26 protein-coding genes and 1 pseudogene are annotated in these 24,003 nt (G+C 73.3%); 10 read left to right on the forward strand and 17 right to left on the reverse strand.

The window, feature by feature from the left end:
- Nucleotides 1-119: 119 nt before the first annotated feature.
- From HUT16_RS10270 to HUT16_RS10280, 3 genes are read right to left on the reverse strand one after another with little or no spacing between them, the layout of a single operon-like run.
- Complete coding sequence (locus HUT16_RS10270; protein WP_176187587.1) at nucleotides 120-440, reverse strand: antibiotic biosynthesis monooxygenase; 321 nt, start codon at nucleotides 438-440, stop codon at nucleotides 120-122.
- Between the two features lie 20 nt (nucleotides 441-460).
- Nucleotides 461-709: a hypothetical protein gene (locus HUT16_RS10275; protein ID WP_176187589.1), complete on the reverse strand. Its 249-nt coding sequence runs from the start codon at nucleotides 707-709 to the stop codon at nucleotides 461-463.
- Nucleotides 706-975 (reverse strand): hypothetical protein, encoded by a 270-nt coding sequence (locus HUT16_RS10280; RefSeq protein ID WP_254897739.1) that lies wholly within the window; start codon nucleotides 973-975, stop codon nucleotides 706-708. Before HUT16_RS10280 ends, HUT16_RS10275 begins: the two co-directional genes overlap by 4 nt.
- A 264-nt stretch (nucleotides 976-1,239) precedes the next feature.
- Here HUT16_RS10280 and HUT16_RS10285 point away from each other — a divergent pair, with 264 nt between their 5' ends.
- Nucleotides 1,240-2,310: a Scr1 family TA system antitoxin-like transcriptional regulator gene (locus tag HUT16_RS10285; protein WP_254897740.1), complete on the forward strand. Its 1,071-nt coding sequence runs from the start codon at nucleotides 1,240-1,242 to the stop codon at nucleotides 2,308-2,310.
- A 95-nt stretch (nucleotides 2,311-2,405) separates the two neighbouring features.
- Nucleotides 2,406-2,627 carry a DUF397 domain-containing protein gene (locus HUT16_RS10290; protein WP_176187593.1) on the forward strand — a complete coding sequence of 74 codons (222 nt, stop codon included), beginning with the start codon at nucleotides 2,406-2,408 and terminating at the stop codon, nucleotides 2,625-2,627.
- Nucleotides 2,628-2,866: 239 nt separating this feature from the next.
- On the opposite strand, the gene HUT16_RS10295 is transcribed toward HUT16_RS10290, so the two are convergent.
- Nucleotides 2,867-3,766 carry a hypothetical protein gene (locus tag HUT16_RS10295; RefSeq protein WP_176187595.1) on the reverse strand — a complete coding sequence of 300 codons (900 nt, stop codon included), beginning with the start codon at nucleotides 3,764-3,766 and terminating at the stop codon, nucleotides 2,867-2,869.
- 232 nt (nucleotides 3,767-3,998) lie between these two features.
- On the opposite strand from HUT16_RS10295, the gene HUT16_RS10300 reads away from it, so the two are divergent.
- Both HUT16_RS10300 and HUT16_RS10305 read left to right on the forward strand, forming a co-directional pair.
- Nucleotides 3,999-4,544, forward strand: a complete 546-nt coding sequence (locus tag HUT16_RS10300) for a hypothetical protein (protein WP_176187597.1) — start codon at nucleotides 3,999-4,001, stop codon at nucleotides 4,542-4,544.
- Between the two features lie 206 nt (nucleotides 4,545-4,750).
- Nucleotides 4,751-4,897 (forward strand): hypothetical protein, encoded by a 147-nt coding sequence (locus tag HUT16_RS10305; protein WP_176187599.1) that lies wholly within the window; start codon nucleotides 4,751-4,753, stop codon nucleotides 4,895-4,897.
- A 197-nt stretch (nucleotides 4,898-5,094) separates the two neighbouring features.
- Here the strand turns inward: HUT16_RS10305 and HUT16_RS10310 are convergent, their stop codons facing one another.
- From HUT16_RS10310 to HUT16_RS10325, 4 genes are all read right to left on the reverse strand, one after another.
- Nucleotides 5,095-6,195: a M20 family metallopeptidase gene (locus HUT16_RS10310; protein ID WP_176187601.1), complete on the reverse strand. Its 1,101-nt coding sequence runs from the start codon at nucleotides 6,193-6,195 to the stop codon at nucleotides 5,095-5,097.
- Between the two features lie 379 nt (nucleotides 6,196-6,574).
- Nucleotides 6,575-6,952: a hypothetical protein gene (locus HUT16_RS10315; protein WP_176187603.1), complete on the reverse strand. Its 378-nt coding sequence runs from the start codon at nucleotides 6,950-6,952 to the stop codon at nucleotides 6,575-6,577.
- The gene (locus HUT16_RS10320) at nucleotides 6,949-7,206 is read right to left on the reverse strand and encodes a hypothetical protein (protein ID WP_176187605.1); all 258 of its coding nucleotides are present in this window, start codon (nucleotides 7,204-7,206) and stop codon (nucleotides 6,949-6,951) included. Before HUT16_RS10320 ends, HUT16_RS10315 begins: the two co-directional genes overlap by 4 nt.
- Before the next feature lie 98 nt (nucleotides 7,207-7,304).
- Nucleotides 7,305-7,790: a DUF1772 domain-containing protein gene (locus tag HUT16_RS10325; RefSeq protein ID WP_176187607.1), complete on the reverse strand. Its 486-nt coding sequence runs from the start codon at nucleotides 7,788-7,790 to the stop codon at nucleotides 7,305-7,307.
- 127 nt (nucleotides 7,791-7,917) lie between these two features.
- Between HUT16_RS10325 and HUT16_RS10330 the strand changes: the two genes are divergently transcribed.
- The gene (locus HUT16_RS10330) at nucleotides 7,918-8,895 is read left to right on the forward strand and encodes an AraC family transcriptional regulator (protein ID WP_176187609.1); all 978 of its coding nucleotides are present in this window, start codon (nucleotides 7,918-7,920) and stop codon (nucleotides 8,893-8,895) included.
- Between the two features lie 28 nt (nucleotides 8,896-8,923).
- Here HUT16_RS10330 and HUT16_RS10335 read toward each other — a convergent pair whose 3' ends face one another.
- Nucleotides 8,924-10,162: a hypothetical protein gene (locus tag HUT16_RS10335; RefSeq protein ID WP_176187611.1), complete on the reverse strand. Its 1,239-nt coding sequence runs from the start codon at nucleotides 10,160-10,162 to the stop codon at nucleotides 8,924-8,926.
- 399 nt (nucleotides 10,163-10,561) lie between these two features.
- On the opposite strand from HUT16_RS10335, the gene HUT16_RS10340 reads away from it, so the two are divergent.
- Nucleotides 10,562-12,097 carry a hypothetical protein gene (locus HUT16_RS10340; protein ID WP_176187613.1) on the forward strand — a complete coding sequence of 512 codons (1,536 nt, stop codon included), beginning with the start codon at nucleotides 10,562-10,564 and terminating at the stop codon, nucleotides 12,095-12,097.
- Nucleotides 12,098-12,222: 125 nt separating this feature from the next.
- Here HUT16_RS10340 and HUT16_RS10345 read toward each other — a convergent pair whose 3' ends face one another.
- The 3 genes and pseudogenes from HUT16_RS10345 to HUT16_RS10355 all read right to left on the reverse strand — a co-directional run bounded on the left by HUT16_RS10345 (nucleotide 12,223) and on the right by HUT16_RS10355 (nucleotide 15,446).
- A complete protein-coding gene (locus HUT16_RS10345) occupies nucleotides 12,223-12,810 on the reverse strand; it encodes a TMEM165/GDT1 family protein (RefSeq protein ID WP_176187615.1) in 588 nt (195 codons plus the stop codon).
- A 218-nt stretch (nucleotides 12,811-13,028) separates the two neighbouring features.
- A pseudogene (locus HUT16_RS10350) lies at nucleotides 13,029-13,855 on the reverse strand (ABC transporter permease).
- Nucleotides 13,856-13,901: 46 nt separating this feature from the next.
- On the reverse strand, nucleotides 13,902-15,446 hold the full coding sequence (locus HUT16_RS10355) for a dolichyl-phosphate-mannose--protein mannosyltransferase (RefSeq protein ID WP_176187623.1): 1,545 nt from the start codon (nucleotides 15,444-15,446) through the stop codon (nucleotides 13,902-13,904).
- Nucleotides 15,447-15,615: 169 nt separating this feature from the next.
- Between HUT16_RS10355 and HUT16_RS10360 the strand changes: the two genes are divergently transcribed.
- A complete protein-coding gene (locus tag HUT16_RS10360) occupies nucleotides 15,616-16,629 on the forward strand; it encodes a MerR family transcriptional regulator (protein WP_254897741.1) in 1,014 nt (337 codons plus the stop codon).
- Nucleotides 16,630-16,942: 313 nt separating this feature from the next.
- Here HUT16_RS10360 and HUT16_RS10365 read toward each other — a convergent pair whose 3' ends face one another.
- A complete protein-coding gene (locus tag HUT16_RS10365) occupies nucleotides 16,943-18,217 on the reverse strand; it encodes an MFS transporter (protein ID WP_176187625.1) in 1,275 nt (424 codons plus the stop codon).
- Between the two features lie 141 nt (nucleotides 18,218-18,358).
- On the opposite strand from HUT16_RS10365, the gene HUT16_RS10370 reads away from it, so the two are divergent.
- Nucleotides 18,359-18,922 carry a MarR family winged helix-turn-helix transcriptional regulator gene (locus HUT16_RS10370; RefSeq protein WP_176187627.1) on the forward strand — a complete coding sequence of 188 codons (564 nt, stop codon included), beginning with the start codon at nucleotides 18,359-18,361 and terminating at the stop codon, nucleotides 18,920-18,922.
- A 130-nt stretch (nucleotides 18,923-19,052) separates the two neighbouring features.
- Here the strand turns inward: HUT16_RS10370 and HUT16_RS10375 are convergent, their stop codons facing one another.
- The 3 genes from HUT16_RS10375 to HUT16_RS10385 form a co-directional block, all read right to left on the reverse strand.
- Entirely contained in the window at nucleotides 19,053-20,876 is a 1,824-nt protein-coding gene (locus HUT16_RS10375) for a glycosyl hydrolase family 18 protein (protein WP_176187629.1), read from the reverse strand.
- 266 nt (nucleotides 20,877-21,142) lie between these two features.
- Entirely contained in the window at nucleotides 21,143-21,661 is a 519-nt protein-coding gene (locus tag HUT16_RS10380) for a hypothetical protein (protein WP_254897742.1), read from the reverse strand.
- Nucleotides 21,662-21,748: 87 nt separating this feature from the next.
- On the reverse strand, nucleotides 21,749-22,312 hold the full coding sequence (locus HUT16_RS10385) for a DoxX family protein (RefSeq protein WP_176187631.1): 564 nt from the start codon (nucleotides 22,310-22,312) through the stop codon (nucleotides 21,749-21,751).
- Nucleotides 22,313-22,452: 140 nt separating this feature from the next.
- On the opposite strand from HUT16_RS10385, the gene HUT16_RS10390 reads away from it, so the two are divergent.
- Both HUT16_RS10390 and HUT16_RS10395 read left to right on the forward strand, forming a co-directional pair.
- On the forward strand, nucleotides 22,453-22,770 hold the full coding sequence (locus HUT16_RS10390) for a barstar family protein (protein WP_176187633.1): 318 nt from the start codon (nucleotides 22,453-22,455) through the stop codon (nucleotides 22,768-22,770).
- A 17-nt stretch (nucleotides 22,771-22,787) separates the two neighbouring features.
- The gene (locus HUT16_RS10395) at nucleotides 22,788-23,426 is read left to right on the forward strand and encodes a MarC family protein (protein WP_176187635.1); all 639 of its coding nucleotides are present in this window, start codon (nucleotides 22,788-22,790) and stop codon (nucleotides 23,424-23,426) included.
- Between the two features lie 17 nt (nucleotides 23,427-23,443).
- On the opposite strand, the gene HUT16_RS10400 is transcribed toward HUT16_RS10395, so the two are convergent.
- Complete coding sequence (locus tag HUT16_RS10400; protein WP_176187637.1) at nucleotides 23,444-23,875, reverse strand: Lrp/AsnC family transcriptional regulator; 432 nt, start codon at nucleotides 23,873-23,875, stop codon at nucleotides 23,444-23,446.
- Nucleotides 23,876-24,003 lie beyond the last annotated feature (128 nt).

Consider the following 24,003-nt stretch of genomic DNA (forward strand, 5'->3'; position numbering starts at 1 on the left):
ACCAAGGCCGAGGGCGGCCGTGTCCTGGCGGCTCGGCACCGAGTGACAGTGCTCACTGTTACGGGGCCGGCCCCCGGAACCGAAGCTCCGGACCGGCCCCTGCTCCCCCCGCTACGCCCTCACGCCTTCGGGCCCGTCTGCTGCACGACCTCGAACGACCACACCTGGGAGCCGCTGGCCGCCGGACGCGGACGCTCGCCCCCGCCCCCGCCCTGGTGCGCGGCCTTCATCGGGCCCTCCATCCACGCCTGGAACGACTCCTCGTCGCGCCACCGCGTGTACACCAGGTACTGGTCCGTCCCCTCCACCGGCCGCAGCAGCTCGAACCACTCGAACCCGTCCGACCCCTCCACCGCACCGGCCCGCGAGGCGAACCGCTGCTCCAGCACCTCCCGCTGCTCAGCGGGAACCGTCAGCACGTTGATCTTCACTACGCTCATGCCGTCCATCCTGCATCACCTCACGCCCGCCGCCGCCCCGACGGCAGCAGGTGGTCGAAGTCCCCGCCCAGCAGCATCTCCCGCAGCCGGGCGAACTCGGCCCGGGTGGCGAACACCACGGCGTTCGGCTGCTCCACGTGCGCGATCGCCACGCCGTCCCGGCCCGACTCGGCCAGCACGATGCCGCGCACCTCGCCGTCCCCGTCCACCTCCGTCGCCTCCCAGTGCAGCCCGAACACACCGGTGGGGTAGAACTCGACCACGCTCATCGCCACTCCTCGCTCACCGTCGGCGCTCCGCCGACCTCCAACCACAGGTAGGCCCGGCGCTCCGTCTTCCGGTGCCCGAACCGGTCCCCCCGCCCCAGCACCCCGAGGACGGCCAGCGCCAGCGCCTCGTCGTGCCGCCCCCGCACCCGCACCGAGACCTTCACCGCCCCGCCGCACGTCCACGTCACCGAGGGCCGCTCCCCCGTCAACGCGTACAGCTCCCGGGCGTGCCCCCTGGCCGCCGCCCGCTCGGCATGGCCCCTCACCGTCGCATCCACCTCTTGCCCCGCTCTCACCGTTCGTCCGCTTTCCGACCTCAACTATCGGCCGACGGAGGCACGGTGGCGAGGATTCGACGTATGACAGAACCCCATGTCACCTGCGGCGATGCACCCACGGGCACTCCGGTACCGCACCGCCCTTCCCCTGCGGGTGAATTGTAGCTTTGCGTCACCAAGTGCCGACCCACAGCAGTACGGTGACCTCTGGTCAGGCTCTGGCCGTACCTATGTCACCTGGGGAGATGCGCGATGGGGCGTAACAAGGACACGGGCACGCACGAATCCGCCTACTGCTCACCGGACTTCTTCGCCTCGGAACTCGTCCGGGCCCGCGAGAAGGCCGGCCTCTCCCAGGGCGACCTGGCCAACCTGGTCCACTGCGACCGCTCCCTGATCAGCCGCATCGAGGCCGCCGAACGGGTGCCCCAACAGGACTTCGTCCGGGCCTGCGACAAGCTGCTGAACATGGACGGCTTCCTGCTGCGGATCTGGGAACGCGTCCCGTGGCGCCAGGGGGTCGAACATCCCGACTGGTTCCGGCGGTTCGCGGAGATGGAAGCTCGGGCCAGCATGGTGCGCGACTACCAGGTATCGCGAGTCGCCGGGCTGCTACAAACCCCGGAGTACGCCAGGGCAGTGCTGGCCCAGGGTGACGCAGCGGGCAACGAGCAGCTGATCGACGAACGCGTGGTGACGCGCATGAACCGACAGAGCCGGTTCTTCGAGGCCGACGAGGACGGGCCGCTCCTGATCGTCGTCCTGCACGAGGCGGCGATCCGCACCATGGTCGGCGGCCCCGCAGTAATGGCCCGACAGCTGGAACGGCTGCTGGAGGTAACGCGCCGCCCGAACATCCTGCTCCAGATCGCCCCCTTCGACATGGGCGAGCACACTCCCTCCAGCGTGTCGCAGACTCTGGTCACACTGCCCGACGGCCAGGAGTGCGTCTACTCGGAGAGCCTCAACAGTGGGCACTTCATCAGCGAAAACGCCGAGATCACCCGCCACGCCCGACGCTATGATCGGCTCCGAGTCAACGCCCTGTCAGCACCGGCCTCCGCCCAGCTGATCCGCAGCATCTTGGAAGGACTGTTGAACATGCTTCCCCAGGTCGACCTGGCCACCGCCTCGTGGTCCAAGAGCAGTTACAGCGGCGAGAACGGCGGGAACTGCGTCGAGACCTCCCACACCTTCGCCACCACCGCCGGCATCGTCCCGGTCCGCGACAGCAAGGACCCCGAAGGCCCCGCCCTCCTCTTCCCCACCACCACCTGGCAGACCTTCCTCACCAGCCTCAAGAGCGGTGACATCTCCGCCTGACACTCCCTCACCCACCAGCTCCCCCGAGCCGAGGCCCCACGCGGTTTCGGCTCGGCGCCGTTTGCCCCTCCGCCCCGGCGGAAAGGCTGCGGGACATGACTCCTCAGGTCGACCTCTCCACCGCCGCGTGGTCCAAGAGCAGCCACAGTGGCGAGAACGGCGGCAACTGCGTCGAGACCTCCCGCACCTTCGCCACCACCACCGGCATCGTCCCGGTCCGCGACAGCAAGGACCCCGAAGGCCCCGCCCTCCTCTTCCCCACCACCACCTGGCAGACCTTCCTCACCAGCCTCAAGACGGGTGACATCCCCACCTGACACCCCGCACCCCGTACCCCCACCGCCCCGGCCCGTACGGCTACCACACGACCGCCCTGGTCGGTGACCGCCGGATACGCTCCTTGTAGAGCCCGGCGTCGTGGCTGACGGGCCGCCCGCCCCTGCTGCCGTTCTTCTCGGCGGCCTGCTCCAGATCGGCGAGCGTGTCGGGGCCTAGCCTGCTGCGCGAGCAGATCCTGCGGTTCGAGGCCGGCGAGCTTCTCACCCCGGGGGCGGGGTCAGCCGAGGTCGGCGTACCAGATCCGGCTCGGCGGCTCGCTTTCCTCGACGCGGTCGCTGAACCGCTTCGGCTTGCCGGGTCGCAGGGCGGGCTTCAGCAGCCGCCAGGTGCGCTCGATCCACTCGTCGGTGAAGCCGCTGAACTCGGGCGTCACCTGGAGCAGCACGGCGCCGTCCGGCAGTTCCTCCACCTGGTACGGGTCGGCCGCGGCGAACGCCGCGACGCCACCGAGGTCCCGGGCGATCTCGCGCGGGACGACCATCAGCCACTCGTACCCCCGCAGCAGCCGTCGCGACTGCGGCAGCGTCATCGAGGGCAGCGGCGGGCCGACCCGCTCCTCGTGCTCGGTGCGCCCGATCGCACGGGCGTAGCCGATCTGCGCGTAGGACGGGTCGACCTCGCGGGCGAAGTCCCGCAGCAGCTCCCGCCAGAGGGCCTGTTCGGCTGGACCGAAGCGGTCCACCGGGGCTTCGGCGGAGAGCTGGATCCACTCCGTGCTCATGTCGTTCCGGGCGACGCCCATCCGCAGCAGCTGCTTGCCCGGCATGCCGGTCCCGTCCAGGCGGTAGAGCGCGAGCTCGGCCAACTGCACGTCCCCGGCAAGCCATTCGTGCAGGTGCGGGAGGTTCTTGCGGGTGAGGACCTTGCTCCTGTGGGTGATCCGGCCGGTGGCCCGGTTGACCGTGTCCGTGTTCACGAAGCCCCACAGGGCTCCGGGCGGGCCGCACGGCACGGCCTTCTTGAGCGAGTCCTCGGGCAGGCCGGTGCTGTCCAGGAGCGCCCGGAGGGTGGTGCCCTCCAGGCGCTCCGCGCCCTCGACCAGCCATCGCCGGGCGAGATCGGTCAGCGCCTCGGCGCCGCGATACTCGCTGTCGATCTCGCATCGGATGGTGTGCATGGGCGTTCCTTCGCTCCTTCTCGAACCGTTCGAACCGGGCCGCGCGCCGACGGAGCCTATGCCAGGACGACGACGAAGCCGATGACGGTACCCACCACCGAGGTCTCGACGGTCTGCCGCTGTTGCTGCACCGCCGGCGAGCGCAAGTGCCGCACCGGGCAACGTTTTGCCCTGGCCGACAGTCGGCTGGCCTCGTAGGCTGCATGGCGGTTCGCGTATGCAGGGGGGCGCTGTGGCAGTCGTGTTCACGCTGGTGGTCAACTTCGGGGACGACCTTGAGTCCGCGCGGGGAGCCGCCGCAACCGCAGCGGGATGGCCACCACTCAAGGCCGGACACCATCGCATCCCGCTGCATCCCGCGACGATCACCTCGGAATCCCCGGAGTACGCGGAGTCCCCGGCGTACGCGCAGCTTTCCGTCCTGCCGGTTGCGGTGGGTTTCGGCGCGGCCCCGGACAGGCCGTTGCCGCGGATCGGGCTGACATCGGAAGAGCTCACCGAGCTGGGCCACGGCCTCTATGACCTTCTCGCGAAGTTCGATGGGTACCAGGCGGCCATGGTCGGATGGGACCCGGACTCGCTGGTCGACACGACGTATCTGCGCACGGATCTGACGGACGAACTCGCGAACGGATCCCCTGGCGGCCTGGTGGTGTCGGAGTCGCTCCACCGCGATCTCGGGATGGGACGCCACTTCGCCCCGTTCGCTCCCGGCTTCGTGTGGATTCCGTGGCAGGGCGTGAAGCCCTCCACCCTCACCGTCGACAGGCCCTCGTAGCTGATGCCGTCGACCGCCCCCTCGGCGACCGCTCCCTCGATCGATCTCCCGGACCTGCACCCGTTCAGCCACGTGATCGGCCCTGCGGATGCACCCAGCCCGCCCCGCGTGCTGCTCGCGGAGGTGAGGGCCTCGGGTGGGAATCGGACGACGCCTGGTCCCGCAACCGCCGTGAACAGTCCGCCCGGGGCAAGCGGTTCGAACGGGTGAGCACCGATTTCCCACAGGCCCGAATCGCTCTCGGTCTGCGGCTGCGCGCCCAGCGCACCACCCGCCCGGGCAGCCGCGCCTACCTCTCCGCACCCTGGCCCGCCGACGGCGTCGCGTCCACCACGTCCCTGTCCCCGGAGTAACTCGGCGGCTGGACGGCCGTGTTCGCCCGCGGGCTCCGCCTCCCGGGCGTCGAACGCTTCGGCCTGTCCGTCGGCCCGGAGGGCCGCACCGCCTGGCTGGACGCCCCCGGCCGTCCGGTCAGGACGCGCGGGTGAGGGCCCCGACGAGGCAGCCGGAGGCGGCGGTGGAGGTGACGGCGCGTAGGAGCCGATCGCCCCTACGAGTTCTGGATCGCGTTCACCAGGCCGGCGATCAGATTCGCCCGCCCGGCCATGGCGTCGACCACCAGGTATTCGTGGTCCGCGTGCGCCCCGCCGCCGACCGCGCCCAGGCCGTCGAGTGTCGGCACGCCGAGAGCGGCCGTGAAGTTGCCGTCGCTCCCGCCCCCGACCACCCGGCCTTCGAGGCCGGGGAGGAGCAGCCGCGCCGCCGCGAAGAGCCCGGCCGAGGCGGTCTCCGGCATCGGGGGGCGGGTGACGGCCCCTCGGACCAGGATCTCCGTGCCGTCGAGGTGCGGGACCAGGGAGGCGAATGCGGACTCGATGCGGTCCTTCTCGTCGGACGACGCGACGCGGACGTCGACGAGGATCGTCGCCTCGGCGGGAACGACGTTGTCCGCCGTGCCCGCCGACGCGACGGTGGGGACGACGGTCGTGCCGAGGTCGGGGCGTCCGAACGCCGCGATGTCCAGCACCTGGTGAGCCGCCTCGATCAGGGCGTTGACACCGGCTTCGGGTTCGAGGCCGGCGTGCGAAGCCCGGCCCGTGACGGTGACCTCGAACGTGCCGCACCCCTTGCGCCCCGTCTTCACGGCCCCGCCCTCGGCCGCGCCCTCGACGACGAGCACCGCGCCGCAGGCGAGGGCCCGCTCCTCGATGAGGGCCCTCGAGGCACCGGAGCCGACCTCCTCGTCGGCGGTCACCAGGATTTCCACGCCCGACCGGTCGTCGAGCAGCGCCACCCCGTGAACGGCCTGCACGAGACCGCCCAGCATGTCGAAGACCCCGGGGCCGGTGGCGTGCCCGTCCCGCACGGTAAACGGTCGGCGTTCGAGGGTGCCGAGCGGGAACACCGTGTCGTGGTGGCCGAGGATCAGCACCTTGGGGTCCCCGCCGGCGGACCACCGGACGTGCGGCCCGGCGCCGGTCCCGACGAAGACGGCCTTCCCGCCCAGACGGTTCTCGATGACACCGGCGACGGCCTCGGCCGACGCCGTCAGGGCATCGACGTCACGCGACGGGGACTCGACCTCGACGAGCACCCTCAAGTCCTCGATCATCGCGTCAACACTCACCGGGCCGGCCTCGTACATGGTCATCCCGCCACAGTAGGCGAGCCCGCCGAACCGAACGCAGCGCCCCCGAACCGACCGCCACCCCGACCCGGCGACTCTTCCGAGACGTCATCGCCGACCGCCTGCCGCACCAGGACACCTGACGGCCTTGTTCGGAACCGCACTCACCCGGCCGCACCACGGGCGGTGACGCACCCGGGCCGGGAGCACGGCGGCGAGGCGGTGGTGGGGCCCGCCGTCGACCGGCGGGGCACCGCGCGGGGAAGTCCGCCCGTCCCTCCGGCCTCCCTGCGGCTGCGCGCCCGGCGCACCACCCGCCCGGGCGTCGAACGCTTCGGTCCGTCCGTCGGCCCGGAGGGCCGTGCCGTCCGGCTGGACGACCCTGACGACCTCGTCGGGGCGGCTACGGGGTGAGGTCCATGATCCGGACCGGTTGGTTCCTCCATCGCTGCGGATCGGCGGTGGCGACAACCGCACCGGCCGGACGTTCGGGGGTGGGTACGGCGGCGTAGCGGGTGTGGGCCTGTGCCCAGGTGGTCTCCGCGACGAGGGCGAGGACTGCGGACAGATCGAGGTCGAGGACGGTGAGTGCGGGTAGGGCGGCGAGGTGTTCGGCGGTTCCGGGACGTTCGCGGTCGGCTTCGACGAGGGCGCAGGCGGGCGCGTAGAGGTACCAGCCGGCCTCGGCGTGGGCGCGGTGGATGAGTCGGGAGGCGAGGAGGTCGCCACGTCCCGCGGCGACCATGGCCGTGTCGTCGAGGACGATGTGCGTGTCGGTCACCGGGCGTTGGCCTGCTTGAGCCGCCGGTCGAGTTCGGCGTCGAGGTCGGCGATGTCCTGCCGGTCGGGGTCGTAGCCGTTCCAGGCGTGCAGTTGGGCTCGGGCCTGCTCGGCTCGCCGGGCCCGCTCGGCGGGGGTGAGCAGGGTCTCGGCCAGGTGGGAGAGGTAGGCCCGCAGGGACATGTGCTCGCCGGCCGCGATCTGGGCGAGCCGGTCGCGGGCTTCGGCGGGGATGCGCACATTGGCGTCGGCCATGGTGCCCTTCCGGACGGATCGATCGAGGATACGGGTACGGGTACGTACCCCTTTCGGCCACGGTAGCACCGCTCCGCCGGACGACCCCGGCCGTCCGGTCAGGACGCGCGGGTGAGGGCCCCGACCAGGCAGCCGAAGGCGGCGGTGGAGGTGACGGCGCGGACGAGGTTCCACCGGACCCAGGTGGACTCGAAGGCGGCGCGGACGGCGGCCGGGTCGGTGAGCGTGTCGGGGGCGCCCGCGGCGGCGAGCTCGTCGTTGAGCGGGACGTTGACCGTGCCGGTGACGACCAGCATCACGAGGTAGAGGACGGCGGCGGCGATCCACAGCAGGACGGTGCGGTCGCCCCCGCGCCAGTGCAGCAGGCCCGCGGCGGCGATCAGCACCAGGGCGCCGAGGAAGCTGAGCATGAACCAGCCGTTCAGGATGGCCGTGTTGATGCGCTGCATGGTGTCGACGAAGGCCCGGTCGTCGACCTTGGCCAGGCCCGGCATCACCGAGCAGGCGTAGGAGTAGAACAGTCCGGCGCTGAGCCCGCTCAGGAGGACCGCGCCGACCAGCGTCACCGTACGAAGAACTGCCATGCGGGGAACCTCCGTTCGTGTCGTCATGCCCTCCAGTCAACCCGTCCGGCGGGGCGTGATCCATGGCCCGGGCGCTCGTCGGCATGCGCGTGCGTCCACCCGGGAGGCCCCGGCTACCCTGGCGGGCATGGACGCGCTCACCGCCCTGCTGACCGGCCCCCGGGCGAGCGGGGCGTTCCTGCTGCGCTCGGTGTTCGACCCGCCGTGGTCGCTGCGGATCGAGGACCGGGCGCCGCTGACGGTGCTCACCGCGGTGCGCGGCACGGGCTGGGTCGTCCCGGACGGCGCGGAGCCGGTGCCGCTGCGCCCCGGCGACCTGGTGATCGTCCGCGGCCCGGAGCCGTACACCGTCGCGGACCGGCCGCAGACCCCGCCGCAGGTGGTGATCCACCCGGGGCAGGTGTCCACCACCGTCGGCGGCGAGCGGATGTGCGAGGTGCTCGACCAGGGCGTGCGGACCTGGGGCACCGGCCGGGACGCGGCGACGGTGCTGCTCAGCGGCACGTACCAACTGCACGGCGAGGTCAGCGGACGGCTGCTGCGGGCGCTGCCGCCGGTGCTGCGGCTGGACGCCGGGGAGTGGTCCTCGCCGCTTCCGGCGCTGCTGGAGGCGGAGATCGGCCGGGACGAGCCGGGCCAGGAGGCGGTGCTCGACCGGCTGCTGGACCTGCTGCTGATCTCCGCGCTGCGCCGCTGGTTCGCCCGGGACGACGGCCGGGCCCCGGCCTGGTACCGGGCCCACTCCGACCCGCTGGTGGGCCGCGCCCTGGGCCTGCTGCACGCCGACCCGGCCCGGGCCTGGACGGTGCGGGACCTGGCCGCGGAGTGCGGGTCGTCCCGGGCCGCGCTGGCCAAGCGCTTCACCGACCTGGTCGGCGAGCCCCCGATGGCCTACCTCACCGGCTGGCGCCTGGCCCGGGCCGCCGACCTGCTGGCCGAACCGGACGCCACCCTCTCCGCCGTGGCCCGCCGGGTCGGCTACGGCAGCGGCTTCGCCCTCAGCGCCGCCTTCAAGCGGGTCCGCGGCCTCAGCCCCCAGCAGTTCCGCAACCAGTCCACCGAAGCAGGCCCCGCAGCCGAAGCCGAAGCCGCTGCGGACGGCTGAGGGACGGACGGCTGGGAGCCCGGCCGGATCAAGCCTCCTCGTCGGCCCCGCGCCGCCGTAGCACTCGTCCGGCGAGGCCGTTGGAGATCCGGCCCGTCACCGTCCTGGCCCGGCCGAAGGTCTCGTTGCCCAGGCGCACGGCGGCGTTGACGCCTTCCGCCCCCGTTTCGAGCGCCCGGTCCCTGACCTCCGCCGCCGCATCGGTCCAGCGCCGCGCGTCCAGCTCCTGCCGGTCGTGCTCGCTCCCGATCCGGGCGTGGAAGTCCGTGACCGCGATCGCGACCTGGTTTCCCGCGTGCACCACGGCCGGGGACGCGGTCGGGTGGAGCAGCACCTTCGCGTTGGCCTCGTCGACGGCCGCGTCCAGCCGGGCCATCAGCCGCTCGGTGCTCCGCGTGATCAGCTCCATCCGGTTCCGCCGGGCGATGCGGAGTCCGAGACGGTGCCGATCCAGTTCGTCCGGATCGGCGTCCAGGACCCGATCGAGTTCGAGCACGGCGAGCGCGTCGTGCAGTTGGAAGCAGCGGGCCAGCACGGCGAGCCACTCCCGCACCGTGGACTCCGCGCCCCGGGCCGTCCGCGCCAGGTCGCCGATCTTGGTCTTGCGCTCCATCTTCCCGGCGAGCGCGTCGAGTTGCCGCAGCGCGTAGACCTGGGTCCGGACGATCGTCCCGGACGTGGCCTGCACCTTCGACCAGGTGATCTCGGAGACCCGACCCACCTGCTCCCGAACGGTCATGGCCTCCTCGATGACCAGGCCCGCCCCGACCATGTCCGCCAGCACCGCGTCCTCCTGGGCGCGGAGCACGTCCTCGACCTTCTCGTCGATCGCGGCGAGGTAATCGGTGATCTCGTCCATGGCCTGCTGCATCGCGAGTTGCGCCATGAGCGTCGCGGCGCCGGCCAGCACCGCCGGGTTGGCCAGGAACGAGCCGCGGCTCGTCGACAGTTCGAGGATCTCCTTGATCTTGCCCTTCTCGGTCAACACGGCACGGCCGGCCCCCGGGTGCGACCCCTTCATCAGTCCGTGCTTCTTGAGAGCTTGCGCGGACTTCTCGGTCAGCTTCACCCAGCGGGCGGAGTCGGCCGCGATCCCGGAGCCCGCCTGCGCGGCCCCGGCCCCGGCGCCCAGCACCGACCGGAGCCGGGGCAGCCCGAGGTCCTTCGACGGCAGCCCTTCGGAGACGAGGAAGCGCTCGACCGCCTCCCGGTCGCCGATGACCGCCAGGCCGTCGCCGTCACTGATCAGTTGAATCTCGTCGTCCATCAGCGGCTCCTGCGGCGGCTCTTCGCGGTCGTTGGCCCGCAGCGGTGCGCACGGCAGCGGACCGGGCGGGGAGGGGAAAGGGCCCTCTCGGACGGCGGTTCTCCCCCGCACGCCGCCCGCGGGCCCGGGCTCGCACTGACGTTACTGTCCGCCCACCCCGCCTGGCTACGCTCCGCAGCCCGGGAGGACGGTACTCGGAGCCGCACCCGCCCCTCGAACAGGTCCGGAACCGACGGACGGCGGGGGCGGGCGCCGTCGCGCCCCCGGGGGTGGGGGGCAACCCGGCGAAACCCTGGCAAACCGGGCGGGAAGCGGGTCGGGACCAGGGCGTCCCTGTCGCCCCGGGGAATGCTCCTGCATAATCACCCCGTTCGATTCCGACCCGAGGAGGACCGGCCCATGCCGGCAGAGCGCTGCCCCCGCTGCGGTACCGCGCGCACGGCCGGCAGTTGTGCGTGCCACGCCGTCTCCCCGGTCGAGGAGACCGCCGTCCTCCCGCACCTGGAGGGGCCGCCGCTGGTGCGGCCGTACGTGGCCGGGGCGTCCGTGGTGGAGCCCGGGGACCCGGCCCTCGACCCGTTCGCCACCAGGAGCGTCCCGCCGCCGGTGCAGCCGATCGCCGCGCACCCGGCGGGCCCCCCGCAGCCGGGGCCCCCGCAGCCGGTCGCCGTCCCGCCGGTCGCCGTGCCGACGACCGCCGCGCAGCCGCCCGCCGTGCAGCCGATCACCGTTGCGCCCGCCGCGGCCCCGCCCCCTCCGCCGCCGAGCCGGGCCCCGCACGTCCCGCAGGCCGCCAGCCCGTTCGGGCCGCCGCCGTCCGCCGTCCCGGCCCCCGCTGCCCCGGCCCCGCCGCAGCAACAACCGCACCCGCAACCGCAACCGGACGCCGCCGCGACCCAGCTGCTGCCGCCCGTCCCGCCGCAGCACACGCCGCCGCAGGGGGCGCCGGGCCGTTTCGTGCCGATCCCGCCGCCCGGGCCGACGCAGGTGCCGGGCCAGGTGCCCGCGGCCGAGCAGACCATGCCGCTCACCCTGGGCCCGGTGGTGGCTCCGCCGGTGGCCTCGCCGGTCACGGCCGCCTACCCGCCGGTGGCCCCGGCCCCGCCCCCGGCGCCGACCGACGCCGAGGCGACCCAGGTGCTCAAGCTCGGCGGGCCCGATCCACGACACGACATCGATGACGTGCACGAGGACGAGGCGTGGTCCCGGGAGCCCGCCACCGACCTCGGCATGTTCACCTTCCGCGAGGACGGCACGGAGGGCCCGGTCAGCCGGGCCGACCGCCGGGAGCGGCGCCGCCAGAGCGCCGACCGCCGCCGACTGGTGATCGCGGGCGGTGCGGTCGGGGTGACCGCGCTGGGCGCGAGCCTGGCGATGCTGCTGTCCTCCTCGTCGACGCCGGTCGACAAGGCGCTGCCCGCGCCGACCGGCCCGGCGGTGTCCTCCCCCGCCGAGGTCTCGCCGAGCCCCACCGCCCCGGCCCCCGCCCCGGCCGAGCCGTCGGAGAGCGCCTCGCCGACCCGCACCACGTCCCGTCCGACCCAGGCCGTCACCAGCAAGGCCGCCGTCGCCCCGACCAGCGAGGCCCCGGCCGCGCCGAGCACCCCGGCCGCACCGAGCACTCCGGCCGCGCCGAGCACCTCCGCCCAGCCGACGGTCGCCGGCAAGGTGCTGAAGTTCGGCGACACCGGCCCGGCGGTGACGCAGATGCAGCAGTCCCTGATGGCCTACCGGTGCAACCGGATCGGGCCGCTGACCATCGACCGCACCCGCAGCGGCCAGGCGGGCTTCGGCGACTGGACGCGGCAGGTCCTCACGGACGTCCAGCACGACCTGTTCGGCGGCGGCGGCAAGAACAAGGGCTACCAGGAGGGCGTCTACGACACGGCCACCCAGGAGGCCCTGGCGAAGACGCCGACCGGCGACACCTGCTGACCCCGCGTCACCCCCCGCCGAACCGCGCGATCGGCCCGCCGACCGCTCCGCGGCCCGGCCGCCCGCCACCCACCACCCGGCCTGACGGCAGACCGACCGCCCCCGGGGAATCGCCCGACGGGCCGTCAGCCGGTGACCGCCTTGAACAGGCTCCACCCCGCCAGCACGATCATCGCCAGCGCGGCGATCCGCACGATGACCTTCATCGGCACGTGCTGGAGCAGCTTCTGCCCGCCGACGACGGCCACGCCGCCGACCGCGCACAGCGCCAGCCACGCGCCGAGGCCGACGGCCAGCGGGTCGTCGTACTTGGCGGCCAGGTTGGCGGTCATGATCTGGGTGAGGTCGCCGAACTCGGCGACCGCGACGATGGCGAAGCTGGTCCCGGCGACCTTCCAGAAGGAGTGGTTCGCGGGCTCCCGGCCCTCGGCGCCGTCGTCCTCGTCCTCCTTGTGCCACAGCAGCATGGCCGCGCCGCCCAGGAACAGCAGGCCGGTGATGGCCTCCACCCAGCGGTGCGGCAGCAGGGCGAGCAGGCCGCCGGCGACCAGCGCCAGGCCGACCTGGAGGGCGAACGCCGCGGCGATGCCCGCGAAGACGTAGCCCGCGCGGTACTTGGTGCCGAGGACCAGGCTGGCCAGGGCGGTCTTGTCCGGGAGTTCGGCGAGGAAGACGATGCCGAACGTCAGCGCAGCGATGGTCAGGCTGTTCATCGGTGGTGGGGTCTCTCCGTCTCGGGGCCGCCGGCCCCGAGCCACCCGCAGCGGGGGACGCCTCGGCCCGGCAGCACTGGTTCATGGTCACAGCACTGCGGCCGAAGGTCTCGCCGACACCCCGCAGGATGCCCCGGGCGCCGGGCCGCCCCGCGAGGGACTGGCCGGTGTGTCGACGGTCCGGTGGAGGGCTACTCCCCTTCAACAACCCGCCGAGCCTACCGGACGCCGTCGGCCGCCCCGACCGGCCCCCGGCCGACCAGCCCCCGGCCGACCAGTTCCAGCACCGCCGTCACCGCGACCGCCTCCACCGCGAGCAGCGCCACCAGCACGAACAGCTGCACCGCCCCGGCCTGCACCGGCGTCGCCCCGCCGAGCAGCATGCCGACGAACGCGCCGGGCAGGGTGACCAGGCCGACGGTGCGGGTCTGGTCGAGGGCGGGGACCAGCGAGGTCGCGGCGGCGGCGCGGCAGATCTCCAGCCGGGCGTCGCGCTCCTCGAAGCCCAGCGCGAGGGCGGCCTCCACCTCGCCGTGCCGCGACCGCAGTTCGTCCAGCGCCCGGCGCCCGGCCAGCGAGGTCGCGCTGAGCGCCCCGCCGATCAGGATTCCGGCCACCGGGATGACGGTGATGCCCCGGGCGGGCAGCAGCCCGGTCGCGGCGAGCAGCAGCAGGACGGGCAGCACCCCGGCGGCGATCGGCACGGCCGCCCACACCCACTCCCACCGCCCGGCGGCACCCCGCACCCGCCCGTCCCGCCCACGTCCACCGCGCCGCCCGCGCCGACCCGCCCGCCCTCGCCGATCCGCCGCCCGGCGGTCCGCACCGCGACGGCGAACATCAGCAGCACGAACAGCCCGGACGTCCACAGCGAGCGCACCACCCAGGCGATCACCAGGGCGACCAGGGCCAGTTGGACGGCCGCCCGCAGCCCGGCCCGGAGCACCGCCCGGCCGTGCCCGAGGCCGCCCCGTCCGGCGATCAGCGCGGCGGCGGCCAGCAGCAGCGCGCAGGCCGCGCCCAGCGCCGGGGTGACCGGCAGCAGCTGCCCGCCGGCCGGGGCCGGGGCGCTCACCGCGCGGCCGGGTCGGTCAGATCCAACTGACGAACCACATCCGGGTGTGCCAGTCGGACATCGGGATCATTTCCGCGGTGTACAGCGGGAGGAAGAACGCGAAGCACCCGATGACCGCGACCACGATCAGCCCGGCCCCGGCCGCGCCCCACCGCCGCCGGCTCGGCGTGCTGCCGGCCGGGCCGAGCATCGCGCCGAGCATCTGCGCGACGGCCAGGCACAGGAACGGCACCAGCACCACCATGTAGAAGGAGAAGACGGTGCGCTGCTGGTACTGGAACCAGGGCAGGTAGACGGCGGCGACGGCGGCCAGGATCGCCCCGGAGCGCCAGTCACGCCGGAAGAACCAGCGGTAGAGCGCGTACGCCAGCGCGAAGCAGGCCGCCCACCACAGGACCGGGGTGCCCAGCGCGAGGATCTGGCTGGCGCAGCCGTCGGACGCGGTGCAGCCCTTCTCCCCGGGCTTCAGCTGCTCCCAGTACATGGAGACCGGGCGGCCCTGGACCAGCCAGCTCCACGGGTTGGACTGGTAGGTGTGCGGGGAGGTCAGCGTGGTGTTGAAGTGCCAGATCTCGGAGTGGTAGTGCCACAGGCTGCGCAGCGGCGCGGGCACCCAGTCGAAGGCCCCGGACCGCCCGTCCGCCCAGTGCCGGTCGTAGCCGCCGTCGGTGGCCAGCCAGCCGGTCCAGGAGAGCAGGTAGGTGACCAGCGCGGCGAGGGGCATCGACAGCGCGGCGGGCCACAGGTCGCGGCGGAGCATCGACCGCCAGGCCCGGTGGGCCCCGGCGGCGCGCCGGCCGGCCTGGTCCCAGAGCAGGACGAGGACGGTGAACACGGCGAGCACGGGCGCGCCGGTCCACTTGACGGCGCAGGCCGCGCCGAGCAGCACGCCGGCGGCGAGCCGCCAGGGGCGCAGGCCGAGGCGGACCTCGTCGGCGGCCCGGCCGCCCTCGGCGCGGGCGGCGCGCAGCACGTCCCGGGTGCGGTCGCGGTCGACCAGCAGGGCGCCGAACGCGGCGAGCACCAGGAACGCGGAGACGCCGTCGAGCAGGCCGACCCGGCTCATCACGAACTGCAGGCCGTCGACGGCCAGCAGCAGTCCGGCGGTGCAGCCGATCAGGGTGGAGCGGAACAGCCGGCGGCCGATCCGGGCGACCATCAGCACGCTGAGGGTGCCGAGCACGGCGACGGCGATCCGCCAGCCGAAGGGGTGCAGGCCCCAGAAGTGGGTGCCCAGGCCGATGATCCACTTGCCCAGCGGCGGGTGGGCGATGAACGCGGCGGCCTTGCCGAGCGGGATGACCTGCGGGTCGCCGAGGATCAGTTGGTTCGCGTTATCCGGCCAGGCCGTCTCGTAGCCCTCGTGCCACAGCGACCAGGCGTCCTTGGGGTAGTACGTCTCGTCGAAGACGAAGGCGTGCGGGTACCCCAGGTTCCACAGCCGCAGCACCCCGGCGAACACGGCCACCGCCAGCGGGCCCCACCACCGGTACCTGTCCTTCGCCGGCGCGGCGTGCACCGTCTCCCGCTCCTGCCGCCGCTCCGCTACCGCCAGCGCCATGCCCTCCCCGTTCGACCGCAGTTGACGACTTGTCCGCAATGTCCGCATCCTAGCCTGCGTCCGTGCGGCCCATCGGGCACCCGGGTCGGGTGCCCGGAGCATTGTCCCCCGCGCGCGCCGCGCGGTTACGGTTGACCCTCGACCAGGTCGAGGGACCAGGGTCAACCCCGTGGAGAGCACCATGCGCAGCATCGGCGAACTGGCCAGGGCCAGCGGCCTCAGCCCCGGCACCCTGCGGTTCTACGACGGCGCGGGCGTCTTCGTCCCGGCCGAGGTGGACCCGCGCACCGGGTACCGCCGGTACGCCGACGAACAGTTGGCGGACGCCCGGCTGCTGGCCCGGCTGCGCCGGGTCGGGATGCCGCTGGCCGGGATCACCCGGGTGCTGACCGGCTCCCCGGCCGAGGCCCGGGCCGAGCTGGACGCGCACCTGCGCCGGCTGGAGGACGGTCTGACCGACGCCCGCCGGGAGCTCTCCACGGTCCGTTCCCTCCTCGATTCCCGGGAGTTCCCCGTGTCGCAGACCCGCCTGACCGTACCCGCCCCCGCGCTGGCCGCCGCCCTGGACGCGGTGCGTTTCGCCGCCCCCGCGGACGCCGCCCTGCCCGCCGTCGCCGGCGTCTTCCTCGACGCGGAGGACGGCGTGCTGCACCTGGTGGCCACCGACCGCTACCGCCTCGCGGTGGCCGACTGCCCCGCCGCCCTCGACGGCCCGCCGGCCTCCGCCCTGCTGCCCACCGCCCTCGCGGACGCCGCCCGGGCCCTGCTCGCCGACGCCGAGGAGGCCGAACTGACCCTGGACGGCGGCTCGTTCACCATCCGGGCGGCCGGGCGCGCGCTCTCCGGCGAGCCCGTCGAGACGGACTTCCCCGACTACCGCCGCCTGCTCCGGCTGGAGCCCACCCACCGGATCACCCTGACCGCCGCCCAGTTGCGCGCCCTCCCCGGGGGCATCGACGACGAGGCCCCCACCGCCACCCTGACCGCCACCCCCGCCGACGCCCTCCCCGGCGCCGCCTCCCCCGGCGACCTGCTGGTCCACGTCAACCGCGACTTCCTGCTCGAAGCCGCCGGCACCGCCGAGCAGCTCGTCCTGGAGCTCGGCGGCCCGATCGCCCCGCTCGCCATCCGCTTCCCCGCCCGCACGGACACCTTCTCGCTGCTGATGCCCGTCGCCCGCTGACCCCCAGGGGCTCGGGGAACGGCGAGAGGCGAAACCAGGGGCTCGGGGAACGGCGAGAGCCCCCGCCAGGGGCTCGGGGAACGGCGAGAGCCCCCGCCAGGGGCTCGGGGAACGGCGAGGCCCAGGCTGCTGACGGTGCACTGCCGTGGCGCGCATCTGCTTTCGGTTCTTGTCACTGCACGCAGCAGCACGGACCTTCGATGGGCTCCGGCCACCAGCAGCACGGCCCCGCCGTTCCCCGGGCCCCTAACGGGGCCACTGCGCAGCACGGACCCGCCGTTCCCCGGGCCCCTGAATGCCCCCAAGGGGCTGCTCAGGCCGCCGTCTGGAGCTCGCGCAGCTCGTGCTGCGGCACCGACAGCACCCGGACGTTGTCCTGCGCGGGCGTGAGGTGCTCGCGCAGGCGGACGGCGAGGGCGACGATCAGCAGCGTGCACAGCGCCATCGCGGCGAGGTACAGCGGCCACGTCCCGGAGCCGACCAGCAGCACGCCGACGGCGGGGCCGACGGCGACCGCGATCTGCTTCACCAGCGCGTACCCGGCGTTGTAGGTGCCGAGCAGCCGGCTGGGGGCGAGGTCGGCGACGATCGGGCCCATGGTGGGGGCGAGCAGCGACTCGCCGACGCCGAACAGGGCGTAGACGGCGACGATCGCCACCGTCGCGGCCACCGCCTCGGTGCGGATCAGCCCGGCCACCACGGCCATGCCCCAGGCGGCCAGCCAGACCGCACCGGCGGCGGCCATCGCGGTGGTGCGGCGGCGGCGCTCGGTGATCCGGACGACGAACATCTGCAGCAGCACGATGGTCAGCGCGTTGGCGCCGATGGCGAGGCCGAGGGTGGAGGGCGCGGTGCCGACGGTGTCGGTGGCGAACGCGGCGACGCCGGACTCGAACTGCCCGTAGCAGGTGAAGAAGATCAGTCCGGCGAGGACGCACAGCCGCAGCATCGCCTTGTCGGCGACCATCGCCCGCAGCCCGCCACCCTTCGCCGGGCTGCCCGCCGGGGCCGGTTCGACCACGGCCGGGGGCATCTTGGCGGTGCCGGTGACGGCGGCCAGGCCGAGGAAGGTCAGCGCCTCGATGGTGAACAGCCTGGTCAGGCTGGCCGGGTCGGAGGTGTCGACGATCTGGCCGCCGACCAGGGCGCCGATGCCCATGCCGAGGTTGACCAGGGTGAACTGGAGCGCGAAGGCGCGGGAGCGCTCGGTGCGCCCGGTGCAGCGGACGATCATCGTGGCGAGCGCGGGCTGGCAGGTGGTGACGCCCGCGCCGAACAGGAAGGAGGAGAGCAGCAACCCGGCCGTACCGGCGGCCTGCCCGAAGGCGAACGCGCCGGCCGCGGCCATCGCGGTGCCGGCCAGCAGCACCGGGCGCGGCCCGTACCGGTCGATGCCGCGGCCCGTGAACGGCAGCACGGCCAGCGCGGCGAGCGCGAACACGGTGAACACCGCGCCCGCCGCCGCGGCGCCGAGGCCCCGCACCTGGTCCACGTACACGAACATGTACGGCAAGGTGAAGCCGCTGCCGAACGCGCTGAGCGCGTTGCCGACCTGGACGCGGCGCAGTCGGCCGCCCCACTCCTTCACTGCACACCCCTCTTCGCATGCGTCGGGCCGGGCTCCGCAGCCCGGCCTTTACTCCGTAAGATTTCAGACCTAAAGTCTTACCATCCGAAGCTTAAGGCGTCAAAGGCTTAACGGCTGCACGCTGCGTGGGAGAATGACCCCATGAGCGCACGCAGAGCGGAGCCCCAGACCGCCACCGAGCTCGGCATCGCCGAACAGGTGGCCGTCTACCAGCGGGAATTCCCCACCGTGGACCCGCAGGTGGAGACGATCGTCTCCACCCTCTCCCGGCTGGCCCGCCGGATGAACGTGGCGTACGGCCGCCAGCTGGCCACCCTCGGCATCACCTCGGCCGAGTGGGAGGTGCTCAAGGCGCTGGTGTTCGCCGGTGCGCCCTACCGGCTGGGCCCGGGCGAGCTGGCCAAGCGGCTCGGCCTGACCCCGGCCGCGATGACCCACCGGATCGACCGGATGGTCACCGAGGGCCTGGTCACCCGGGAGCGCGACGAGGCCAACCGGGTCCGGGTGATCATCGAGCTGACCGCCGAGGGCCGCGACAAGTGGCTGGAGCTGATGCGGATGGCCGCCGTCTTCGAGGCCGACCTGCTGCAGGACGTGGCCGGCGGGGCCCGCCCGGAACTGGCCGCCACGCTGACCAGGATGCTGCGCCGGATCGAGGAGACCCAGCCGGACGCGCTGGGCCGCACCGACGACCTGACCTGCTGACCCCCGGCCGCCCGGCCGCCCGGCCGGAAACGGGGGCAACGGGGGAACGGGAAAAACGGACGAGGGGCGCGGGGAGATCTCTCTCCTCGCGCCCCTCGCGGGGTTCAGCTCAACCGATCAGTGCGGGTGATCAGCAGGCGCCGTTGTCGGTCCAGGCGCCCCACTGGCCGCTCAGGCTCGGGTCCTCGTTGGTGGTCCACCACTTGTTGGTGTAGTAGTGGCCCTTCCAGGAGACCTTGGTCGGGGTGGCGTACACGGTGGCCGCGTTCCAGCTCGGGGCGCCGGAGCAGGTGCCGGTCGAGGCGGAGGCGGAGGCCGACGCGGAGGCCGAAGCCGAGGCGGACGCGGACGGGCTGGCCGACTGCGAGGCGGAGGCCGACGCGGACGGGCTGGCCGACTGCGAGGCGGAGGCCGAGGCCGACGGGGTGGCCGACTGGGTCGGGGCGGCCGGGCAGGACGCGGCGGAGCCGTTGGTGGCGGTCACCGTCTTGTCGAACAGCGCGGTCTGGGTGCCCAGGTCGTACATGGAGAACATGAACGAGCCGCCGAGGCCGTTGCAGTGCGCGTAGTCGAGCTTGGCCTGGATGGACTGGGCGTTCTCGCCGGACCAGAAGGTGGTGCCGTCGTAGAAGTACGCGGTCTTGGCGACGTCGTCCCAGTAGGTGTAGGCCGGGTTGTCGACGAAGCCGGTCAGCTCCTTGTACATCTTGATGCCGGCGACGCCGCCGGAGTAGGTGCCGCCGGGGGCCGGGGCGGACGCCTTCTGGAACAGGCCGTGGGTGGTGCCGGCGGAGACGCCGGTCCAGCCGCGGTAGTAGAACGGGATGCCGACGTTGATCTTCTTCGCCGGGAAGCCGCCGGGGATGCCGTACTGCGGGTCACCCACGGTGTAGGCCTTGACCGCCGCGTCCACCGAGTACTTGCCGTTGCCGCCCGGGACCGGGTTCATCGGGTCGTTCGGGTTGGTGTAGATCGGGGCCTGGTGGTTGGTCGGGCCCTGGGCCTCCCAACCGCCGTGCATGTCGTACGTCATGATGTCCAGGAAGGTCAGGTACTGGCCGATCTTGTCGGTCTCGACCTGCTTGATCTTGTCCTGGCCGGCGCCGACCGCGGCCGCCAGGCCGTAGGTCTTGCCGTCGGTCTTGCCCTGGGCGTCCAGCTGGCTGCGGAACTCGGCGAGCAGCGCGGTGAAGTTCTGCTTGTCGTTGGGCGAGGCGTGGTTGCCGGTGTGGCCGTTGCCGCCCGGGTACTCCCAGTCCAGGTCGAAGCCGTCGAAGATGCCGGCGCCGGTGCCCGGGCCGCCGTAGCCGCCCTCGGAGGGCAGGTTGCCCTTGATGAACATGTCGATGCAGGAGGACACCAGCTTCTTGCGGGAAGCGTCGGTGGCCGCGGCGTCGGAGAAGTACTTCGAGTAGGTCCAGCCGCCGATCGACATCAGGACCTTGAGGTTCGGGTTCTTCGCCTTCAGCTTCTTCAGCTGGTTGAAGTTGCCGACGATCGGCTGGTTCCAGGTGTCGCCCACGCCGTCGACCGAGATGTCGGCGCCGAAGCTCTTCTGGTAGTCGGCGAACGAGTCGCCCGCGCCGTCACCCGCGTTGGGGTCGTCCTCGTTCTGCGACGCGGCCTTGTTGGCCTCGAAACAGGAGAGGGTGGTCGGGTTGATGTTCGCGAAGTCGTAGATGATGTAGTCGAGCTTCCCGGCGGCGCCCGTGTCCTGCATCGTCTTGAGGTAGTACGCGTTCGAGTAGATCGACCACTGGTCGAAGTACGCGACCTTGATGCCGCCGCTGGTGGCGGGGGCACCGGTGGAGTTGGTCGGCGCGGCCTGGGCGGTACCGCCGGTCAGCGCCAGGGTGCCGCCGAGCAGCAGGGAGGCCGCGGTGCCGGCCGCGAGCGCGGCCCAGCTCTTCGGCCGCCGCCGCGAAGGCGACTGGGGGGAAACGGAACGAAGCATGGCTGCGTGACTCCTGGTTGTGGGGGTCCTGCCAGGACCGGGCACGAACCGTGCGAGGTGGGGTCACACGGCCTGGGCATGACAGGGGAATCGAGCTTTGGCCTGCACAAACACCAGGTGCGGGTAAGCCGAACCGGCGCCGGTGGTGTAGACCACCGGCGCCGGCCTAGGGGCTCCCTGCACCTGCCAAGTAAAATGGACTAGACCAACTCGGGCGTCAAGAGCGGGATCTGACGCTTACGCCACGCTTAAGGTTCGGTGTCCGCTCAGTACCGCAGCGCGTTCGCCACCACGGGGGTCACACTGCCCTCCAGCGAACGGTTGCTCTCCGCCGTGGCCTGCGCGGACGCCCCCGCCGCCACCTCCGGAACGTTCACCACGACCGCGTCGAGCAGGTTTCCCGACCCGTCGTCGAAGTTGACTTGAATCGTGTACTTGCCGGACTGCGAACCGTGGTTGGTGACCGTCACCGGCACCGACAGCTTCCCGTCCGATCCGGTGGTGACCGTCCCCAGCTCGACGTCGTCCTTCGCGTCCAGCCCGCCCTTCACGCTCGCCAGCGCCGAGGAGGCGGCGGCCTGCGCGGAGGCGCCCAGCGAGGCGGCGGCCGAGCCGACCGCCGCCGTGGCCGAGGAGGCCGCGGAGGCCACCGCCGACTTCGCGCCGTCCACCGCCGAGGACACCGCGGGGGACGGCGAGCCGTCCGAGGAACAGCCGGCCAGCGCCGCGCCGCCCAGCAGCGCGGCGGCCGCCCACCCGGCGGCGGCCCGCATCGATCGCTTCATCAGCACAAGATCCCTTCGGTCGCGGACGCCCGGCGGGCGTACGGGTGTTACGGGTGCTGCGGGTGTTACTGCGGGTGCTGCGGGGGTTCAGGAGAGCCCGGTGCCGTCCTCGCGGTCCGCCTCGTCCGCGGCCCGCGCCTCCCGGCGGCGCACCTCGTCCTGTCGGCGGGCCAGCACCGAGGCCGCGCCCAGCGCGCTCGCCGCGAAGGCCAGCACGCCCATCCACGGGCGGGCCAGCCGGTGCCCCAGCGCGGCGTCCACCGAGTAGCGGCCCGCACCGGCCACCCCCAGGGCCAGGCCGCAGGCGCCCAGCAGGGCCGGGTACTCGTAGCCCCCGCCGTGCGCGAAGAAGCCCGCCGGGGCGTGCACGGAGACCGCGCCGGCCATCGTCCCGGCGACGACCGAGCCGGCCGCGGGGGTGGCCAGGCCGATCGCGAGCAGCGCGCCGCCGCCCGCCTCGCCCAGGCCCGCGGCCCGGGCGCTGCGCTCGCCGGGGAGGAAGCCCATGTGCTCCATCGCCTGGGCGGTGCCCTCCGGCCCGGCACCGCCGAACCAGCCGAACAGTTTCTGGGTCCCGTGCGCGAACAGGACGCCGCCGACGGCCGCGCGCAGCGCCAGCAGTCCGAGGTCCTTGCGGTGCAGACTGGTCATGGTGTTGCCCCTGGGGTGGAAGAGAAGACTTGGGGCCCATCCCAGCGTGCGCACCGGCCCCCTTCGACCCGGCGAACCCATCCGGGCGACGCGCACCGGCCGACACGCCGACCGGCACCCCGGCAGACAGGAGCCTCCCGATGCCCACCGCACCGCAGCCGCCCGAGTACGTCCTGCACGGCGAGCGGGTCACCGACGAACCCTCGCTCTGGGCCGAACTGGGCCGCGCCGTCGGGGCCCCCGACGGCTACTACGGCCGCAACCTGGACGCCCTGGCCGACTGCCTGCGCGGCGGCTTCGGCCCCGAGCCGCCGTTCGTCCTGGTCTGGCGGCGGGCGATGGTCTCCGCCCAGGCGCTGACCCGCCGGGTGACCGGGCCGGACGAGGAGGAGCGCTCCTACTTCGACGCGGTCCTCGACGTGCTGCGCCAGGGTGGCGCCACCGTCCGGCTGCGCTGACGCCCCATCATGGGCGCATGTCGGCGTTCACCTTCAGCACCGTCTTCGTCACCTTCTTCGCCGTGGTCGGCCCGCCGAAGGTGCTGCTCGCGTTCGCCCAGCTCAGCCAGCGCCGGACCCCGGCCGAACTGCGGAAGCTGACCCTGGTCTCCTCGCTGGTGGCGGCCGTGGTCAGCCTGGTGCTGGCCTACGGCGCGGACTTCATGGCCGCGCTGTTCCACATCTCCGACCAGTCGCTGCAGATCGCCGGCGGGGTGATCTTCTTCATCTACGCGGTGGCCCTGGTCCTGGGCGTCCACCTCGGCGGCGGCAAGGAGGGCGAGCACCTGGCCAACCCCTTGGCCGACGGCATCCGCGAGCTGCTGCTGCCGTACGTGGCCAGCCCGCTGGCGATCACCGCGCTGCTGGTCGAGTCGCTGACCCGGGACACCCTGGGCTGGCACTCCACGGTCGCCGCCATGTACGTCGCGGTGATCGCGGTGGACTGCGTCTGCGTGCTGCTGCTGGCCCCGCTGCTGCGGGCCAGCCGGCGCACCTCGCTGGAGGTGCTGTCCCGGCTGCTGGGGCTGCTGCTGGCGGCGGTCGGCGTGGAGATGGTGCTGTACGGGCTGGAGAGCCTGGGCGTGCACCTGGCCGAGTCGCCGAACGGCCACTGACGGCCCGGCGGGCCCGCTCAGGGGGTGAGCGGCCGCCACGGCACCGGGCTGGCCAGGATCATCGAGCTGGTCGGCTGCCCGTAGCCGCCGAGGCGGTCGGTCAGCCGGGCGAACGCGGGCATGTCCGGCACCCCGACCAGCAGCACGCAGCACGCCCCGCCGGTGACCCGGTGCAGCTGGAACACCTCCGGCCAGCGGGCCACCTCCGGGTCGCGCAGCAGGCAGCGCACCCCGTAGCACTCCACCGTGACCAGCGCCATCACCGCCGCCCCGGCCTTCTCCGGCGCCAGGTGCGCGTGGTAGCCGGTGATCACGCCGTCCGCCTCCAGCCGGCGCACCCGCTCCGCCACGGCCGGCGGGGACAGGTTCACCCGGCGCGACAGCTCGTTGTACGACAGCCGCGCGTCGGCCTGCAGTTCGGCCAGCAGCAGGCGGTCCACCGCGTCCACGACGGCTCCTTCACGTTCGCGAGGCGATCGGGGCCGAGCACCTCGCGAACGGAAGGCGCGTGCCCCCATCCGGGCTACGACGCCCATTCAAGAGCAGGGCCGCGCGCCGCACAATGGTGGCGTCCGCC

Origin of the sequence: Kitasatospora sp. NA04385, from assembly GCF_013364235.1 — a bacterium.
Classification (GTDB): domain Bacteria; phylum Actinomycetota; class Actinomycetes; order Streptomycetales; family Streptomycetaceae; genus Kitasatospora.